This is a genomic window from Streptomyces sp. NPDC014891 (assembly GCF_043081085.1).
Classification (GTDB): domain Bacteria; phylum Actinomycetota; class Actinomycetes; order Streptomycetales; family Streptomycetaceae; genus Streptomyces.
On record NZ_JBIBWF010000020.1, the window covers coordinates 18844 to 36123 of the forward strand.

The following is a 17280-nucleotide window of genomic DNA, read 5'->3' on the forward strand; positions in this document are numbered from 1 at the left end:
CCTCACAGGGGAGGACGTCCGAGACTTGGATCTTGTTGCGATCCAGCCATGGAAGCGATCCTGATCACAGTCCGGTCACGGACCGGTCGGGTCCACACGGTCACCGAGCGTGGTCGATCGGGGGGCGCCGCCATGTTTACGGGCACGACTGAAGCGCCATCTGTCCTGGTCCGCGGCTGAACAAACCTTTCTCCCCGCGGAGTAACCGGATGAGGTGAAACATTACCCCCAAATCGGGCATTGAGTTGACAGTCGGGTGTCGTTCCGGCCACCTTTGGTGGCATGCCAGCGACCGCAGCGCACTCCGCGACCCACAGCCGTGGGTTCCGCAGCGCTGTCCAGGCGCGCTGTTGCTGTTGCTGTCCCAGCTGTTGATGCCGTAGAGCTCCAGCTTCTCTCCCCCAGCGTCACCCTGCGTCACTCGCGTCACCTCTTCGTGACCCCCCACCGCTTCTGTTTCTGCTGAGGAACCTCCCCACCCATGAACATGGACAGCGACCTTCAGATCGCCGGCGACATCCTCGAGGTCCCGCACCTCCTCCAGCCCGAGCGCGCCCACCCCGAGACGGTGGCCGACTTCGCCGGGCTCGCGCGCTCGATCGCCGGCGACCGCGCCCAGTGGGCCCCGTACGTCGAGTACGACGCCACGACCCGCTGGTACCACCGGCTGCGCACCGGCCCCGGCTACGAGGTGTGGCTGCTCTCCTGGGTGCCGGGCCAGGGCAGCGGACTGCACGACCACGGGCTGTCCTCCGGCGTGCTGACCGTCCTGGAGGGCGAACTGACGGAGCGTACGGAGCGCGGCACCCGGTCGCTCGCGCCGGGATCGGAACGGGTCTTCGCGCCCGGGTACGGCCACGAGGTCGTCAACGACTCCCTCGAACCGGCCGTCAGCCTGCACGTCTACTTCCCCGGCCTCACCGAGATGCCCATGCACGAGTCGCTCCAGGCGCAGTGCGCCCCGGCCGCGCCCGAGGCCGCGCTCGCCTGACAGACTGCGGGGCATGCGCATTGTGGTTCTGGCCGGCGGCATCGGTGGTGCCCGTTTCCTTCGCGGCCTCAAGCAGGCCGCGCCGGACGCGGAGATCACGGTCGTCGGCAACACCGGTGACGACATCCATCTCTTCGGGCTGAAGGTCTGCCCCGACCTGGACACGGTGATGTACACCCTCGGCGGGGGCATCAACGAGGAGCAGGGCTGGGGACGCACAGACGAGTCCTTCACGGTCAAGGAGGAACTCGCGGCGTACGGCGTCGGACCCGAGTGGTTCGGCCTCGGCGACCGGGACTTCGCGACCCACATCGTCCGTACCCAGATGCTCGGCGCGGGCTACCCGCTGAGCGCCGTCACCGAGGCCCTCTGCGACCGCTGGCAGCCGGGCGTGCGCCTCCTGCCCATGTCCGACGACCGCGTCGAGACGCACGTGGCGATCGAGGTCGACGGCGAGCAGCGCGCGGTGCACTTCCAGGAGTACTGGGTGAAGCTGCGCGCCTCCGTGGACGCGAAGGCGATCGTGCCGGTCGGCGCGGAGGCCGCGAAGCCCGCGCCGGGCGTCCTGGAGGCCCTCGCCGAGGCGGACGTCATCCTCTTCCCGCCGTCCAACCCCGTGGTGAGCGTCGGGACGATCCTGGCCGTGCCCGGGATCCGCGAGGCGATCGTCGCGGCGGGGGCGCCCGTCGTGGGCCTCTCCCCCATCGTCGGCGGCGCCCCGGTGCGCGGGATGGCCGACAAGGTGCTCGCGGCGGTCGGCGTCGAGGCCACCGCGGCCGCGGTCGCCGGGAACTACGGTCCGGAGCTGCTCGACGGCTGGCTCGTCGACACCGTCGACGCGGACGCGGTCGCGGACGTCGAGGCGGCGGGCATCCGCTGCCGGGCGGTGCCGCTGATGATGACCGACGTCGACGCGACGGCCGCCATGGCGCGCGAGGCCCTCGCGCTCGCCGAGGAGCTGCGGTGACCCTGCGGGCGGAGGCGGCCGGAGCCCCCTCCTACCGGGTCTGGGCCCTGCCCGGGCTGCCGGAGGTGGCGGCCGGGGACGACCTGGCCAAGCTGATCGCCTCGGTGTCGCCGGACCTCGCCGACGGGGACGTCCTCCTCGTCACCTCCAAGATCGTGAGCAAGGCGGAGGGGCGGGTGGTCGCCGCCGACGACCGCGAGGAGGCCATCGACGCCGAGACGGTGCGGGTGGTGGCCCGGCGCGGCACCCTGCGGATCGTCGAGAACCGGCAGGGGCTGATCATGGCCGCCGCCGGGGTCGACGCCTCCAACACCCCCGCCGGGACGGTGCTGTTGCTGCCCGAGGACCCCGACGCCTCGGCGCGGCGCATCCGCACCGGACTGCGCGAGGCGCTCGGCGTCGACGTCGGCGTCGTCGTCACGGACACCTTCGGGCGCCCCTGGCGCGGCGGGCTCACCGACGTGGCGATCGGCGCGGCCGGGGTGCGGGTCCTCGACGACCTGCGCGGCGGGACCGACGCCTTCGGCAACCCGCTGAGCGCGACCGTCGTCGCCACCGCGGACGAGCTCGCCGCCGCCGGCGACCTGGTGAAGGGCAAGGCGGCGGGGCTTCCGGTCGCCGTCGTCCGGGGCCTTCCGCACGTGGTCGGCGGGGACGGGGAGCCCGGGGCGCGGGCGCTGGTGCGCGGCGCCGGGGACGACATGTTCCGGCTGGGCACCTCGGAGGCCGTACGGGAGGCGGTGACCCTGCGGCGGACCGTGCGCGAGTTCACCGACGACCCGGTCGACCCGGGCGCGGTGCGGCGGGCGGTCGCCGCGGCCGTGACGGCGCCGGCCCCGCACCACACGACTCCGTGGCGCTTCGTGCTCCTGGAGTCGGCGGAGTCGCGGCTCCGGCTGCTCGACGCGATGCGGGACGCGTGGATCGCGGACCTGCGGCGGGACGGCCGGTCCGAGGAGTCCATCGCGAAGCGGGTCCGGCGCGGGGACGTGCTGCGCAACGCCCCCTACCTGGCGGTGCCCTGCCTCGTCATGGACGGCTCGCACCACTACGGCGACCCGCGCCGGGACGCCGCCGAGCGCGAGATGTTCGTGGTGGCGGCGGGCGCGGGTGTCCAGAACTTCCTGGTGGCGCTGGCCGGTGAGCGGCTGGGCTCGGCGTGGGTGTCCTCGACGATGTTCTGCCGGGACGTCGTACGGGAGGTCCTCGACCTGCCGGCCGACTGGGATCCGCTGGGCGCGGTGGCCGTCGGACGGCCCGCGGAGGCGCCGCGGGAGCGGGCGCCGCGGTCGGCCGCGGATTTCGTCGCGGTCAGGTAGCCGCGAGCCGACCGCCTCGTCGTCGTACGCGGCCGTGTCGCTCCTCAGAGGGCGGTGATGTTCCCCGGCGTCATGCGGGGCGCCCTGCGGGGCGGGACGCGGCCGCTGAGGAGGATGAGGCGGGCCGCGCGGTGCCGCTGGCCCGCGTAGGGGGCCAGGAGGGCGAGCATCGCCTCGTCGTCGGCCGTCCGGTCGCCGGCGAGCGCCCAGCCGACGATGCCGGGGAGGTGCAGGTCGCCGGTGGTGACCTCGTCCGGGGCGCCGTTGCTCCGCTGGACGGTCTCCGCGCTCGTCCACGGGCCGATCCCCGGGACCCGTTCCAGGCGCTCGCGGGCCGCCGGCGGATCCATGAGCACGGCCTCCTCCAGGCGGGCCGCGACGCGGGCGGCGCGGACGATCGTCGCCGAGCGCTTGCCGTCGACGTTCGCGAGGTGCCACTCCCACGACGGGATCTGCGTCCAGGTCCGCGCGTCCGGCATGACGTGCATGCCCTCGGGGGCCGGGCCCGGGGCGGGCTCGCCGAACTTCCGCACCAGGTGGCGCCAGGCCCCGTACGCCTCCGTGGTCGTGACCTTCTGCTCCAGGACCGTCGGGATCAGCGACTCCAGGACCAGACCCGTGCGGGTCAGCCGGAGGCCGGAGCGGCTGCGGTGCGAGGCCAGGACCAGCTTGTGGCGGGGGACGAAGGCGGCGGGGTCGTCCTCGGCGCCCAGCATGGCGGGGGCCCGGTCCAGGAGCCAGGCGGCGCCCGCGCCCCAGGCCTCGGCCGTGGCCGCGCCGTCCCGGACCGCGAACCGGATCGTGCCGGGGCCGTCGGGCGTGCGGCTCGCCCGCCAGACCGAGCCGTCCGGGGTCACGCGGAAGGTGGGGTCGGCGGGGCCGCGGCGGAGCGGGCCGAGGGTGAGGCCGAGGTCCGGCGCGCCGGCCGCCGGGGCACCGCGGGGGACGGGGGTCTCGCCCCCGCGGATCGTGGTGCGGGTGGTGGGGGGTGTGAAGCGGCCGGACATGGTCCCGAGCGTAGCCGGGCGGGGGCCGCGCCCGCCGCCGCTTCCGTGGCGGCGGGCTCCCGCGGAGCGTGGGGGTCGCCCCCGGACTCCGCGGAACGCCCGCCCGCGACGGGGACTACTGGTCCGAGGAGAAGCGGACCGCGCCGGCGGGAAGGGTCGTGTCGCACCAGACGCGGACGCCCTCGCGGAGTTCGTTGTCGGCGCCCACCTGGGCCCCGTCCCCGATCACCGCGCCCGCCAGGACCGTCCGCGCGCCGATGCGGGCGCCCGCGCCGATCAGGGAGTCGGTGATCACCGCGCCCGGTTCGACGACCGCGCCGGCCAGCAGCGTGGAGCCCGCTATGCGCGCGCCCTCGCCGACCACCGCGTCCGCGCCGACCACCGTGCCGCCGGTCAGCTTGGCGTCCGGGGCCACGCGGGCGGACGGGAGGACCAGCCGGTCGCCGCAGCGGCCCGGCACGGCCGGGGAGGGCGCGCGGCCCAGGACCAGGTCGGCGGAGCCGCGGACGAAGGCCTGCGGGGTGCCGAGGTCCAGCCAGTACGTGGAGTCGACCATGCCCTGGAGGTGCGCCCCCGCAGCGAGGAGCTCGGGGAAGGTCTCGCGCTCGACCGAGACGGGCCGGCCGGTGGGGATGGTGTCGATGACCGAGCGGCGGAAGACGTACGCGCCGGCGTTGATCTGGTCGGTGACGATCTCCTCGGGCGTCTGCGGCTTCTCCAGGAAGGCCGTGACGCGGCCGGTGGCGTCCGTGGGGACCAGGCCGAAGGCCCGCGGGTCCTCGACGCGGGTGAGGTGCAGCGAGACGTCCGCGCCGGAGGAGGAGTGGGTGGCGACGAGGGCCTGGATGTCCAGGCCCGTGAGGATGTCGCCGTTGAAGATCAGGACCGGGTCGTCGGGGCCCGAGTGGAGTCGCGAGGCGACGTTGCGTATCGCACCGCCGGTGCCGAGCGGCTCCTCCTCGGTGACGTACTCCAGGGTCAGGCCGAGCGACGAGCCGTCACCGAAGTGCGGCTCGAAGACCTCGGCCAGGTAGGAGGTGGCGAGCACGATGTGCTCGACGCCGGCGGCACGGGCGCGGGCGAGCTGGTGCGTCAGGAAGGGGACGCCGGCCGCCGGAACCATGGGCTTGGGCGTGTTGACCGTGAGGGGTCGCAGCCGTGTTCCCTTGCCACCGACCAGGAGGATCGCTTCTGTCACCTTGTCGTCTCTGCTTCCTGTTCGGGGCCCGTCGGCTCGCCCGTCTCGGTCGTCCGTGCGATATGACCGGTCAGTTTATGCAGACGGTTGCCCCGATGGCCCCATCACGGCCTTCCCTGGTACTTCGCGGAGCTCGTGCGGGCCGTGCCGAGCTTGCCGTAGAGCTTCACTCCGGGGCACTCCGTGGCGAATCCGTCACGGTGTCCGGCGATGGCGTTGAACTTGACGCTCTTGCCCTTCTTGTACAGGTTTCCGCCGCCCGAGACGAGATGGGTCGTGCCCTTGGGGTTCACCCCGTGCAGCCCGAGCTTCCAGGCCGTCAGGCGGGCCACGGCGGTCACCGCGGCGGCCGGCGGGGCGCTCTTGCTGAAGGTGCCGAGCACGGCGATGCCCATGCTGTTGGTGTTGAACCCGAGGGTGTGCGCGCCGAGGACCGGCTTGGCCACTCCCCCGGCCCGGCCTTCGTAGATGTTTCCGCACTTGTCGACGGCGAAGTTGTAGCCGAAGTCTCGCCACCCACTGCTCTGGACGTGGTAGCGGTAGATACTGCGGAGGACGGAGGGGGCCTGCGCGCAGGTGTAGTTGTTGCCGGTGGCGCTGTGGTGCACGAAGGCGGCCTTGATGCTCTTGGTGTAGACGAAGCCCTTCTCGCGGATGCGCTCGTCCGCGCCCCACCCCTTGCGGGTGATGATCTTGGGCTGGGGGCCGATGTACGGCTTCGCGGCGGCCAGCTCGGGCGCCTGGGCGTCGGCGGGGGTCCGGGCGTCGTCCGCGGCGGCCGGCGGGGCCATCGCCTCCTGTCCCCGCGACAGGTACGGGAGCGAGAGCTCCGTCTCCTCCTTGGACAGGGCCGGGATCCAGGTCGCGCCGTACGGGGCGAGCTGGGTGTTCACCGCGCTCGACGCCGCCTCCGCGGCGCTCAGGCGGGCGAGGGACAGCGCGGCCGCCCCCGTGCGGGACCACGCGGCGGCGGTCGCCGTGGCGGACGCGGCTCCGGTGGCCGCCGGGTCCTGCTCCGGGTCCTGCTCCGGGGCGCCGCCCGGGGCCTCGCCGGGGTCGACCAGCTCCAGGCGCAGGCCCTCGGGGAGCGGTTCGTCGCCCCGTACCCGGATCTCCACTCCGTCCGAGTCGCCCACCCACAGCGGCGCCGTGGATCCCTTGAGGGCCGTCCCGTGGCCCTCCGCGGTGTCCGGGTCGGCACCGTGTTCCTCGTTGTGGGTCTCCACGTCCTGCCACTCCGACCAGGCTCCGCCGCCGGAGGCCCGGGTGCGGACCTGCACGACGCCGTGCAGGGGGGCCGCCGGGTCGTCCCACACGACACCGACGAGGGAGAAGGGTCTGACGTCCCGTCGGGTGAGTCCCTGGACGTCGGTGTCGTCCGTCCCGCCGCCCAGCGCCCGGTCGGCGTCGCCCAGCGGCTCCAGGGGGAGCGACTGGGTGGCGCCGGGCAGGTCGGGCGCGGGTGGCTGGGCGGAGACCGTCGGTGGCAGCCCGAGCGCCGAGGGCACCGCGGCCGCCGCGGGTGCGGCAAGGGGAACCGGCAGGGCGAGGACCGTCGCGCAGGTCACGGCGATCGAGGAGGCGAGTGAGGCACGCATGGGCCGATCGTGCGGATCCCCGGGGCGTTCCGCGCGCCGGGAAACCGTCGCGAAACCGACTGTCCGTCAGGCCGACCGGTGGACGGCGTCACCGGTACGGCGGATCCGCGCGCGGCGGCGCGCGTACGCTGTCCGGCGTGAACGCCACCGACCGCACCCCCGCCGACCTGCTGCGATCCGCGCTCGCCGCGGACCCCGCCCGCCCCTTGGTCACCTTCTACGACGACGCCACCGGTGAGCGGGTGGAATTGTCCGTCGCCACCTTCGCCAATTGGGTGGCCAAGACGGCGAACCTGCTCCAGGGCGAACTGTCCGCCGCGCCCGGCGACCGGCTCGCGCTGCTGCTGCCCGCGCACTGGCAGACGGCCGTCTGGCTGCTCGCCTGCTCCTCCGTCGGGGTGGTCGCGGAGGTGGGCGGCGATCCGGCCGACGCGGACCTGGTGGTCGCGGGGCCCGACGCGCTGGACGCGGGGCGCGCCTGCTCGGGCGAGCGGATCGCGCTCTCCCTGGCCCCGCTGGGCCGTCGCTTCCCCGTCGCGCCCGCCGGTTACGCGGACTACGCGGTGGAGGTCCCCGGCCAGGGCGACCGGTTCGCCCCGTTCGTCCCGGTCGACGCGGCCGCGCCCGCGCTCGTCGTCGACGGCCTGGAGCTCGGCGGCGCGCAGCTCGTCGAGCAGGCCCGGGCGGACGCGGAGGCCCTCGGGCTCACGCCCGGCGCCCGGCTGCTCTCCGGGCTCGGCTACGAGGACTGGAAGGGGCTGTCGACGGGCCTGTACGCCCCTCTGGCGGCGGGCGGTTCGGTGGTCCTCTGCCGGAACCTGGACCGGCTGGCGGCCGACGCGCTGGCCCAGCGCGTGGAGAGCGAGCGGGTCACCGTCACCGCGGCCTGAACCACGCCCCGGACCCACGTCCCGAACCGCCCCGAGCGGTCGCCCGACCGCGCACCGCGCCACGCCCCGAGCGCCGGCCGGGCGGGCCGCCGCGGCGAGCCGGGGCGCGGGGCGGCCGGTCGCGTCCGCCGGCCCCGGCCTCCGCCGACCAGGGTGCAGAAGGGCCGCCGGGAGTCCGTTCGGCCTAACGCCGCGCCGAGTCCCCGGGTCCGTACGCCCCGTCCGGTACATGATCGGCCGGGGGGAGTCGACTCCTTCCGCACAACCCTGCGTCGGGTTCGGCCGTCTCCTTGCACGACCGGCGACCGCCCGGCGCGCCTCCGACGCCACGAAGGACGGACTCAGACGTGACGGACCGCGCGGGTACGCCCGCCGAACCGGACCCCCCGGCGACGGAGGGCGCGGCGGCGGAGGGCACGGCTCCCGGGGCCCCCGGGGAGCCGCGGCGCCGACGCCACTGGCTGCGGTGGACGGCGCTCGGCGTCTCGCTCGTGGTGCTGGCCGCGGCCGGGGTCGGCTGGTGGTTCTACCGCAAGCTCGACGGCAACATCACGACGGACACCACCGCCGCCGACGAACTGCGGCGGTACGAGAAGGAACGGCCGCCGGCGGTCGCCTCGGCCGCCCGGAACATCCTGCTCATCGGCTCGGACACCCGGTCGGGCGAGGGGAACCGCAAGTACGGCAAGGACCGGGGGACCCAGCGCTCGGACACCACGATCCTGCTGCACCTGTCGGCGGGGAAGAAGAGCGCGACGGCGGTCTCGGTGCCCCGCGACCTGATGGTGACGATCCCGGGCTGCCGCAAGGCGGACGGGACGCGGACCCGTGAGCAGTTCGCCCAGTTCAACTGGGCGTTCGAGTTCGGCGGGACGGCGTGCACGATCCGTACCGTCGAGAAGCTGACCGGGATCCGGGTGGACCACCACATGGTGATCGACTTCCGGGGCTTCAAGAAGATGGTGGACGCCGTGGACGGCGTCGAGGTCTGTCTCAAGGAGCCGGTGGACGACCCGGACGCGAAGCTGAAGCTGCGCGCGGGGCGCCAGACGCTCCACGGCGAGCAGGCCCTGGGCTTCGTACGGGCCCGCAAGTCGCTCGGCAACGGCAGCGACACCGAGCGCATGGACCGGCAGCAGCAGTTCCTGGGCGCCCTGGTCAGCAAGGTGCAGAGCGACGGGGTGCTGCTGAACCCGACCAGGCTGTACCCGGTCCTGGACGCGGCCACCAAGGCGATCACGACCGACCAGGGGCTCGACTCGCTGCGGGACCTGTACGACCTGGCGCGCTCGATGCGGGCGATCCCGACCGACAGGGTGCAGTTCCTCACGGTCCCGCGCCGCCCCTACACGTACGACGCGAACCGGGACGAACTGGTCCAGCCGGCGGCGAGTCAGCTCTTCCGGCAACTGCGGGAGGACCGGGCCGTCGTGGTGACCCCGGGCGAGGAGAAGAAGGACGGGACGGGCACGGGCGGGACCGGCGCGGACGGCAAGCCGGACGACGCGGACACCCCGGCTCCCACGACGACTCCGACCTTCACGGGGCGCAACGCCGCGGAAGGGGTGTGCTCCTAGCGCGGGGGGTCCGAGGGGGCCGTGGGGACGGCGGGTAAAGGGCGAACCAAGGGGAGGGCCGGGAGGGATGAGGTTTGGGCAAATTGCCCGGTTGTAAGGGGCGTGGAATTTGTCACGCGCGTCGCCCCGCGCTGAACTGGGCGGATAGTGTGGCGCGATCCGGTGCACCCCGACCGCGTGGTCGCACTCACCAAGGATCGAACGACCGAGAGAGCGGCGCCCACTGGGGGAGGCGCCTCGCGTGGCACCGACGGAGGACTCGAGTAACCGTGGATGCGCACAGCCGTGGACGGGCGGACGAGATCGACCCCGCCGACCAGTGGGTGCTCAACCCGCAGACGGGCAACTACGAACTGCGACTGGACGACTCCGCTGGGCAGTCCCCGGCGCAGGCGCCGGCCGGAGCCCGCAGAGCCACCGTTCCCGCCCCCGCCTCGCGCGACACCTCCGCCGACTCCGCCGTCGAGGCGCCCGTGCCCGGCCAGCGCCGCCGGCGGGTCCCCGAGCCGGACGCCGGCCGGGGCCAGGCGTCGCCCGCGAGCCGCCGCAAGCGCAAGCAGGGCGCGTCCCGCAAGAAGAAGGTCCTGCTGTGGACCGGCGGCACGATGGCCTTCGTCCTGGTCGCCGGCGCGACGGGCGCGTACCTGCTCTACAACAAGCTCGACGGCAACATCGACGTCGTCGACCCCGTGGGCTCCGAGAGCAAGGGCTTCCGCAAGGGCGAGGCCTTCAACGTCCTGATCATCGGCACCGACAAGCGGACCGGCGAGGGCAACTCGGGCTACGGCGACACCGACAGCCCCGGCCACGCGGACACCACGATCCTCTTCCACGTCTCCAAGGACCGGACGAACGCCACGGCGCTCTCCATCCCGCGCGACCTGATGACGACGATCCCCGAGTGCCAGTCGCGGCAGCCCGACGGCAAGATCCTCACGATCCCCGGCCAGCAGCAGGCCCGCTTCAATGTCAGCCTCGGCCAGGACGGCCGCGACCCGGGCTGCACCATGCGGACCGTCAAGGAGCTGACGGGCCTGACCGTCGACCACTTCATGATGGTCGACTTCAACGCCGTCAAGGAGCTGACCTCGGCCGTCGGCGGCGTGAAGGTCTGCGTCGAGAAGGCCGTCGACGACCCCAAGTCGCACCTGAAGCTGCCCGCCGGCGAATCGGTCATCGAGGGCGAGAAGGCGCTCGCCTTCGTGCGGACCCGCTCCAGCTTCGGCAACAAGAGCGACCTCGACCGGATCAAGGTCCAGCAGCAGTTCCTCGGTTCGATGATCCGGCAGATGAAGTCCAACGAGACGCTCACCAGCCCGACGAAGCTGTACGACCTCGCCCAGGCGGCGACGGACGCGCTCACCGTCGACAAGGGCATAGGGTCCCTCGGCAAGCTCCAGGACCTGGCCAAGGAGCTCTCCTCGATCGACACGAAGAACATCGCCTTCGCGACGCTGCCCGTCATCGACAACCCGGACGAGCCGAAGCCGATCACCGTGGTGCCGCACCCGACGCAGGCGCCGCAGCTCTTCGCCGCGATGCAGGCCGACACCTCGCTCACCGAGGTGAAGAAGAAGCAGCAGGACGCCAAGAACGCGCAGGCGCAGGCCCAGGCGAAGCTCCTCCAGGGCACGCGGGCCGAGGCCGCCGACGTGCGCGTCGACGTCTTCAACGGCAGTGGCATCACGGGCGCGGCCCAGTCGACCATCAGCTGGCTGCAGAACGAAGAGGGCGTGACCCGCTCCACCAACAAGAGCAACGCCCCCGAGAAGGCGGCGAAGACGACGCTCACCTATGCACCGAACCAGGCCGATCAGGCCCGCAAGCTCGCGGACATGATGGGACTGGCCGCCACGGCGCTCAAGCCGGGCACGCAGGACGCCGGGGAACGCGAGCCCATGACGCTCGTCCTCGGCGCCGACTTCAAGGGCGCGGGGGTGCCCGTCAACGGTCCGGTAAAGGCGCCGGACGTCGAGAAGGTACAAGCTGACAAGCAGGTGTGCGCCAAGTAGTCCGGAAACACCGGCACATGGCGCGCTCCTGACTGACGAGGGGACCTGGGGTGGGACAGAACAGCGTGCGTGGGGAGGGAACGCGTGGACGCGTTCCACGCGCCCGTGAAGCGGGCTGGGACGACGACCTGTACGACGCCGGTGCGGCCACAGGCGCCGGGCCGGACGACGCCTCCGGGGAGGCGGACGCGGAGGCGGCCGCCGACCGGACGACCCGCGCCGAGCGCCGTCGCGGCGCCGGCGGCCGGGGCGAGGGCGGTGCGAGCGGCGGCGGCGCCGACGGCCGGTCGGGCCACCGCCGCGGCGGCTCGCGCCGGCGTGCCAAGAAGGCCGGCAAACGCAAGGCGCTGCGCTGGGTCGCGGTCACCCTGGCGGTCCTGATACTCGGGACGGCCGGCGCCGGATACCTGTACTACGAGCACCTCAACGGCAACATCCGCGGCGGTTCGCGCGCGGGCGGCGACAGCGGCGTCAAGAAGGCCGCGCCCAACGCCCTCGGCGACACACCGCTCAACATCCTCCTGATCGGCTCCGACAGCCGCGCCGACGCCAAGAACGTGGCCCTCGGCGGCGGCAAGAACCTCCGCGACGCCAAGCCGCTCGCGGACGTGCAGATGCTGCTGCACGTGTCCGCCGACCGGCAGAACGCGTCCATCGTCTCCATCCCGCGCGACACCATCGTGCCGATCCCCAAGTGCACCGGCCAGGACGGCTCCACGTACGCGGCGACGACCACCTCCCCCATCAACGAGACGCTGGGACGCGGGGGTCCCGGCTGCACGCTGACGACGTGGGAGAGCCTCACCGGGGTCTACATCGACCACTGGATGATGATCGACTTCGCGGGCGTGGTGGCGATGGCCGACGAGGTCGGCGGCGTCCCCGTCTGCGTGAAGACCGGCGTCTGGGACAAGCCGACCCGGCTGGTGAAGGGCGGCTCGGGCCTCCAGCTGCCCGAGGGCACCCACGAGATCAAGGGCAAGCAGGCCCTCCAGTGGCTCCGCACCCGGCACGCCTTCGGCAACGACCAGGGCCGGGCCAGGGCCCAGCACATGTACCTCAACGGCATGGTCGAGAAGCTCCAGAAGCAGAACGCCTGGAGCGACACCGGCCAGCTGATGGGCCTCGCCGAGACGGCCACCAAGGCGCTCCAGGTCTCCGACGAGCTGAAGTCGGTGAAGCGGCTCTTCGACCTGTCGATGCAGCTCAAGAACGTGAAGATGAACCGCCTCACGACGGCGACGGTCCCGACCACCGAGTGGTCCCAGGACCGGAACAAGCTCCAGATGGTCAAGTCGTCCGCCGACAGGATGTGGGCGATGCTCCGTGACGACATCGCCTTCGACAAGAACGGCAAGCCGGCCTCGGCCAAGCCGAAGCCGGGCGCGTCCGCGAAGCCGACGACGCCCGCCGAGGCCCAGGGCGCCTTCGCCGTCACCGTCGCCAACGGCACGGCGGGCACCGAGGGGACGCCCGTCGAGGGCCGTGCGAAGGCGATCACCGCGGTCCTCACGGACAAGGGCTTCACGCAGGCCGGCGCGTCCAAGGAGCCGCGGCCCCGCGAGGACACCGCCGTCCTCTACCCGAAGGACGGCGGCGACCAGGCCAAGGCCAACGCCGTGTCCGTGGCGAAGGCCCTCGGGCTGCCGGACTCCAAGGCCCGCGCCGACGCCGGGGTGGAGGGCGTCACGCTGGTCGTCGGGGCGGACTGGCGCGAGGGCGACGCGTACAAGAAGCCGGCGGCGGAGGCGGGCGACCTGCCCGAGGGCGCCGACGACAAGGCGACCTGCATGGACATCTACTCGGTCTACAAGTGGGACGGGAAGAGCTGACCCCTCCCCGCGCACGCCCGGCGGCCGGGTCCCTCACGGGGCCCGGCCGTCGGCCGTCGGGGCGGCGGCCCCCGTCCCGGAACCCCGCCCGACGGAGACGCGAGGACGGCGGATCCGCCGCTCGCGTTACCGCGAACGGGGGACAGCGGGCGTGCCGCACGGGTGGTGCTGCCTTGCGCTGATCGTATGGGCCTACCGTGCTCACGGTTCCCTTTGTCACACCCGCGGAGGTGTCCGTCCGTGCCCACACCGCCCCGCACGCCCCGTCCCCGGCCCGCCGCCCGATCGGCGCCGGTCCGTCGGAGGCGGAGGCGCCCCCGGTGGGGGATGCGGATGGCGACGGCGCTCTCCGTGACCGTGCTCGCGGCGGGCGGGATCGGGCACGCCCTGGTGACCGGCCTCGACACGGGCATCACCCGGGTCGACCCCTTCAAGGACATGAAGAACCGGCCGCAGGCGGGCCACGGCATGAACGTCCTGGTCGTCGGCACCGACGGACGGGACCGGATCACCCCCGAGGAGAAGGCGAAGTACCGGCTCGGCGGCGCGCCCTGCCACTGCACCGACACGGTGATGCTGGTCCACATCTCGGAGGACCGGGAGCGGGCGAGCGTGGTGAGCCTGCCCCGGGACTCGTACGCCGAGATGCCCGAGCACACCGATCTCACCAGCGGGAAGAAGCACCACGCGCATCCGGTGAAGCTGAACGCGGCGTACGCGGAGGGCGGGCCCTCGCTGACCGTGCGGACCGTGGAGTCGATGACCGGGGTCAAGATCGACCACTACCTGGAGGTCGACTTCACCAGCTTCATGCGGACGGTGGACGCGGTCGGCGGGGTGCAGATCTGCACGGCCCGGCCGGTCAAGGACGCCTACTCCGGGCTCGACCTGCCCGCCGGCACCCATGAGCTGGACGGCGGGCAGGCCCTCCAGTACGTGCGCTCCCGGCACATCGACGGGGCCGCGGACATCGGCCGGATGCAGCGGCAGCAGCGCTTCCTCGCGGCGCTGGTCGAGCGGATCACGAGCGGCGGGGTGCTGTTCAACCCGGTGCGGTTCCGGGAGGTCGCCACGACGATGCTGAGCTCCGTCCGGGCCGACCAGGACTTCGGCACGGACCAGCTGCTCGCCCTCTCCAAGGCGATGCGGGGCTTCACGCCGGCGTCGTCGGAGTTCGTGTCCGTGCCGATCGGGGACATGAGCTTCCCGGTGAAGGGCATCGGGTCGACGGTGAAGTGGGACGCGGCCAAGGCCCGGAAGCTGTTCGCGGCGCTGCGGGAGGACCGGCCCCTGGCGGCGCCCTCCCAGGGCGCGGCGTCCTCGGCCAAGGCGCCGCGGAGCGTGGTCGTGGACGTGGCCCCGCGGACCGTGCGGGTGCAGGTCTACAACGGGACCCGCACGGACGGGCTCGGCCGGAAGGTCGACGACGCGCTCCGCGGGACCGGCTTCGACACCACCCGGACGCCGATGACCGGGACCGGGAAGGAGCGGGCGCGGACCCTGGTGGAGTACGACCCGCGCTGGGACCGCTCGGCGAAGAGCCTGGCGGCGGCCCTGCCGGGCGCGGAGCTGCGGCCGGTGCCCGGGCGGGGCGGCACGCTGCGGGTGACGGTGGGCGCCGACTACAAGGGCGTGACCGCGGTCCACGGCGAGGAGACGGTGCGCAACGGGCCCTTCGAGGCCGTGACCGGGGACAAGGTGGTCTGCCCCTGAACCGGCCGGCCGGGCGCCCGGCCGGCGCGGCGCGGCGCGGCCGGCGGCCCCGCACGGGCAGGCCGGTCCCGCGGGCGCTCAGTCCTCGTAGCCCTCGGCGATCCGGCGCTCGCGGAGCTCCTTGATCGCCTGGCGGCGGGCCAGCCGGTGGGTGCGGCGGATCTGGGCCTCCTGGTTGCGGCGCTTGTCACGCTCCGTCTCCGGGACGACCTGGGGGACCGGCCGGGGCTTGCCGTCCGCGTCGACGGCGGCGAAGACCAGGTACGCGGAGCCGACCTGCGTGGCGGGCGTGGACTCGTTCCAGCGCTCGGCCAGGACCCGCACGCCGACCTCCATCGACGACCGGCCCGTCCAGTTCACCTGGGCCTTCACGTGCAGCAGGTCGCCGACCCGGACCGGCTCCAGGAAGACCATCTCGTCCATGGAGGCGGTGACCGCCGGGCCGCCCGAGTGCCGGCCCGCGACGGCGCCGGCCGCGTCGTCCACCAGTTTCATGATCACGCCGCCGTGCACCGTACCGAGGAGGTTGGTGTCGTGGCTGGTCATGATGTGGCTGAGGGTGGTGCGGGAGGCGGAGGTGGGCTTACCCGGGATATCGCCCTGATCTGTCATGCCCTCCACCATATGCCGGGTCCCCCGGCCGTCGCCGTTCGGTCCGCTTTGCATCAGCTTGGCAACAGCACCGGCCCGAACTTCCACCCGCCCTGTCGCGCGGAAAGGCATCCCCGGCACACTGGTCCGCATGAATGACTGGCCCGAAGACGGCGGCTACGGCCGTGGCAGCGCGAACCCCCAGCCCGAGGGGCCTCGCCGGATGAGCCATGTGCAGCGTCCGCAGGTTCCGCAGCAGCCGCCTCGGCACGACCAGGGCTACAACCCGAACTTCACCCAGGCCCAGGGCTCGGGATACGACTCCGGTTACAGCTCGGGCCAGGTCTACGGCGGTCCGCAGGGCCGCGGCCCGCAGGGCGGCGGGCGCGGCACCGTGCCGCCGCAGTACACGCCGGGCCCCGGCTCCGGCGGTCCCGGCCGGCCCGCCCCGGACTGGCGCAAGCGCATCAAGGTCGGCTCGATCGTCCTGGTGGTCGCCGTCGCGGCCTGGGGCATCGGCACCTACGCCTGGGCCAGCTCGCAGATGCGGAACGAGGTCGACCTCTCCAAGGTCATCGAGCGTCCGTCCGAGGGCGACTGCACGACGTACCTGATCGTCGGCTCGGACAGCCGCGAGGGCATGTCCGCCGAGGAGAAGAAGAAGCTCCACACCGGCTCCGCCGAGGGCAAGCGGACCGACTCGATGATGATCCTCGCGGCCTGCTCCAGCGGGAACACGATGGTCTCGCTCCCCCGTGACTCCTGGGTGACGATCCCGAACTTCGTCGGCTCCGAGTCGGGCAAGTCGTACCCGGCGCGCGGCGGCTCCAAGCTGAACGCCGCGTACGCGATGGACGGCCCCGAGCTGCTCGTCCGCACCGTCGAGTTCAACACCGGGCTGCGCATCGACCACTACGCGGAGATCGGCTTCGCCGGCTTCGCGAACATCGTCGACGCCCTCGGCGGCGTCGAGCTGAACATCGAGAAGGGCTTCAAGGACAAGAAGTCCGGCGCCGACTTCCAGGCCGGTACCCAGACTCTCAACGGCGAGCAGGCCCTGGCCTTCGTCCGGACCCGGTACGCCTTCGCCGAGTCGGACCTGCAGCGGACGAAGAACCAGCAGAAGTTCCTGTCCGCCCTGGCCAACCAGGCGGCGACGCCGGGCACCATCATCAACCCGTTCGCGCTGTACCCGACGCTGGGCGCCGGTCTGGACACGCTGATCGTGGACAAGGACATGTCCCTGTACGACCTCGGGAAGATGTTCTTCGCCATGAAGGGCGTCAACAGCGGTGACGGCAAGTCGATGAACATGCCGATCTCGGGCAGCGCGCCGCAGGGCTCCCTCAAGTGGGACATGCCGAAGGTCAAGCAGCTGGTGCAGCAGATCCAGAACGACGAGAAGGTCACGGTCGAGTCGGGCCGCTGACCCGCCGGACGTGCGGCAGGGGGCGCTCCCGCCCGGTGGCGGGGGCGCCCTTCGCCGTGCCTACGGGAGGTTGCGGGCCATGACGATGCGCTGGACCTGGTTGGTGCCCTCGTAGATCTGGGTGATCTTGGCGTCGCGCATCATCCGCTCGACGGG

General features: G+C 73.0%; 14 protein-coding genes. 9 read left to right on the top strand and 5 right to left on the bottom strand.

All coding sequences use genetic code 11. The annotated features are described in order from the left end of the window. Nucleotides 1-481: 481 nt before the first annotated feature. From ACF09E_RS35230 to ACF09E_RS35240, 3 genes are read left to right on the top strand one after another with little or no spacing between them, the layout of a single operon-like run. Nucleotides 482-991, top strand: a complete 510-nt coding sequence (locus ACF09E_RS35230; protein ID WP_392210351.1) for a cysteine dioxygenase — start codon at nt 482-484, stop codon at nt 989-991. Between the two features lie 13 nt (nt 992-1004). After that, on the top strand, nt 1005-1958 hold the full coding sequence (cofD, locus tag ACF09E_RS35235; protein WP_392210353.1) for a 2-phospho-L-lactate transferase: 954 nt from the start codon (nt 1005-1007) through the stop codon (nt 1956-1958). After that, the gene (locus ACF09E_RS35240) at nt 1955-3277 is read left to right on the top strand and encodes a coenzyme F420-0:L-glutamate ligase (RefSeq protein ID WP_392210355.1); all 1323 of its coding nucleotides are present in this window, start codon (nt 1955-1957) and stop codon (nt 3275-3277) included. Before cofD ends, ACF09E_RS35240 begins: the two co-directional genes overlap by 4 nt. Nucleotides 3278-3321: 44 nt before the next feature. Here ACF09E_RS35240 and ACF09E_RS35245 read toward each other — a convergent pair whose 3' ends face one another. The 3 genes from ACF09E_RS35245 to ACF09E_RS35255 form a co-directional block, all read right to left on the bottom strand. After that, nucleotides 3322-4284, bottom strand: coding sequence for a DNA-3-methyladenine glycosylase family protein (locus ACF09E_RS35245; protein WP_392210356.1), 963 nt, complete (start codon nt 4282-4284; stop codon nt 3322-3324). A gap of 115 nt (nt 4285-4399) precedes the next feature. Next, on the bottom strand, nt 4400-5482 hold the full coding sequence (locus tag ACF09E_RS35250) for a sugar phosphate nucleotidyltransferase (protein WP_392210358.1): 1083 nt from the start codon (nt 5480-5482) through the stop codon (nt 4400-4402). 104 nt (nt 5483-5586) lie between these two features. Continuing rightward, the gene (locus ACF09E_RS35255; RefSeq protein ID WP_392210360.1) at nt 5587-7080 is read right to left on the bottom strand and encodes a peptidoglycan recognition protein; all 1494 of its coding nucleotides are present in this window, start codon (nt 7078-7080) and stop codon (nt 5587-5589) included. Nucleotides 7081-7217: 137 nt separating this feature from the next. Between ACF09E_RS35255 and ACF09E_RS35260 the strand changes: the two genes are divergently transcribed. The 5 genes from ACF09E_RS35260 to ACF09E_RS35280 all read left to right on the top strand — a co-directional run bounded on the left by ACF09E_RS35260 (nt 7218) and on the right by ACF09E_RS35280 (nt 15104). Next, nucleotides 7218-7970 carry a TIGR03089 family protein gene (locus ACF09E_RS35260; protein ID WP_392210362.1) on the top strand — a complete coding sequence of 251 codons (753 nt, stop codon included), beginning with the start codon at nt 7218-7220 and terminating at the stop codon, nt 7968-7970. A gap of 347 nt (nt 7971-8317) precedes the next feature. Continuing rightward, nucleotides 8318-9547, top strand: coding sequence for an LCP family protein (locus ACF09E_RS35265; protein WP_392210364.1), 1230 nt, complete (start codon nt 8318-8320; stop codon nt 9545-9547). A gap of 269 nt (nt 9548-9816) precedes the next feature. Next, nucleotides 9817-11559: an LCP family protein gene (locus ACF09E_RS35270; RefSeq protein ID WP_392210365.1), complete on the top strand. Its 1743-nt coding sequence runs from the start codon at nt 9817-9819 to the stop codon at nt 11557-11559. A gap of 50 nt (nt 11560-11609) precedes the next feature. Further along, the gene (locus ACF09E_RS35275; protein WP_392210367.1) at nt 11610-13391 is read left to right on the top strand and encodes an LCP family protein; all 1782 of its coding nucleotides are present in this window, start codon (nt 11610-11612) and stop codon (nt 13389-13391) included. A 327-nt stretch (nt 13392-13718) separates the two neighbouring features. Then, nucleotides 13719-15104 carry an LCP family protein gene (locus tag ACF09E_RS35280; protein WP_392210369.1) on the top strand — a complete coding sequence of 462 codons (1386 nt, stop codon included), beginning with the start codon at nt 13719-13721 and terminating at the stop codon, nt 15102-15104. A gap of 78 nt (nt 15105-15182) precedes the next feature. Here the strand turns inward: ACF09E_RS35280 and ACF09E_RS35285 are convergent, their stop codons facing one another. After that, entirely contained in the window at nt 15183-15716 is a 534-nt protein-coding gene (locus ACF09E_RS35285) for an acyl-CoA thioesterase (RefSeq protein WP_392210371.1), read from the bottom strand. A gap of 130 nt (nt 15717-15846) precedes the next feature. Between ACF09E_RS35285 and ACF09E_RS35290 the strand changes: the two genes are divergently transcribed. Beyond that, nucleotides 15847-17124 carry an LCP family protein gene (locus tag ACF09E_RS35290; RefSeq protein WP_392210373.1) on the top strand — a complete coding sequence of 426 codons (1278 nt, stop codon included), beginning with the start codon at nt 15847-15849 and terminating at the stop codon, nt 17122-17124. Nucleotides 17125-17184: 60 nt separating this feature from the next. Here ACF09E_RS35290 and ACF09E_RS35295 read toward each other — a convergent pair. Further along, the coding region (locus tag ACF09E_RS35295) for an acyl-CoA dehydrogenase family protein (RefSeq protein ID WP_157849844.1) at nt 17185-17280 on the bottom strand (96 nt) is incomplete at its 5' end.

Excerpts from the sequence above, each read along its gene's own strand:
- ACF09E_RS35290 (WP_392210373.1), top strand. The coding sequence starts at position 15,847 with ATGAATGACTGGCCCGAAGACGGCGGCTACGGCCGTGGCAGCGCGAAC.
- ACF09E_RS35280 (WP_392210369.1), top strand. The coding sequence starts at position 13,719 with ATGCGGATGGCGACGGCGCTCTCCGTGACCGTGCTCGCGGCGGGCGGG.
- ACF09E_RS35285 (WP_392210371.1), bottom strand. The coding sequence starts at position 15,716 with ATGACAGATCAGGGCGATATCCCGGGTAAGCCCACCTCCGCCTCCCGC.
- cofD (WP_392210353.1), top strand. The coding sequence starts at position 1,005 with ATGCGCATTGTGGTTCTGGCCGGCGGCATCGGTGGTGCCCGTTTCCTT.
- ACF09E_RS35230 (WP_392210351.1), top strand. The coding sequence starts at position 482 with ATGAACATGGACAGCGACCTTCAGATCGCCGGCGACATCCTCGAGGTC.
- ACF09E_RS35245 (WP_392210356.1), bottom strand. The coding sequence starts at position 4,284 with ATGTCCGGCCGCTTCACACCCCCCACCACCCGCACCACGATCCGCGGG.
- ACF09E_RS35255 (WP_392210360.1), bottom strand. The coding sequence starts at position 7,080 with ATGCGTGCCTCACTCGCCTCCTCGATCGCCGTGACCTGCGCGACGGTC.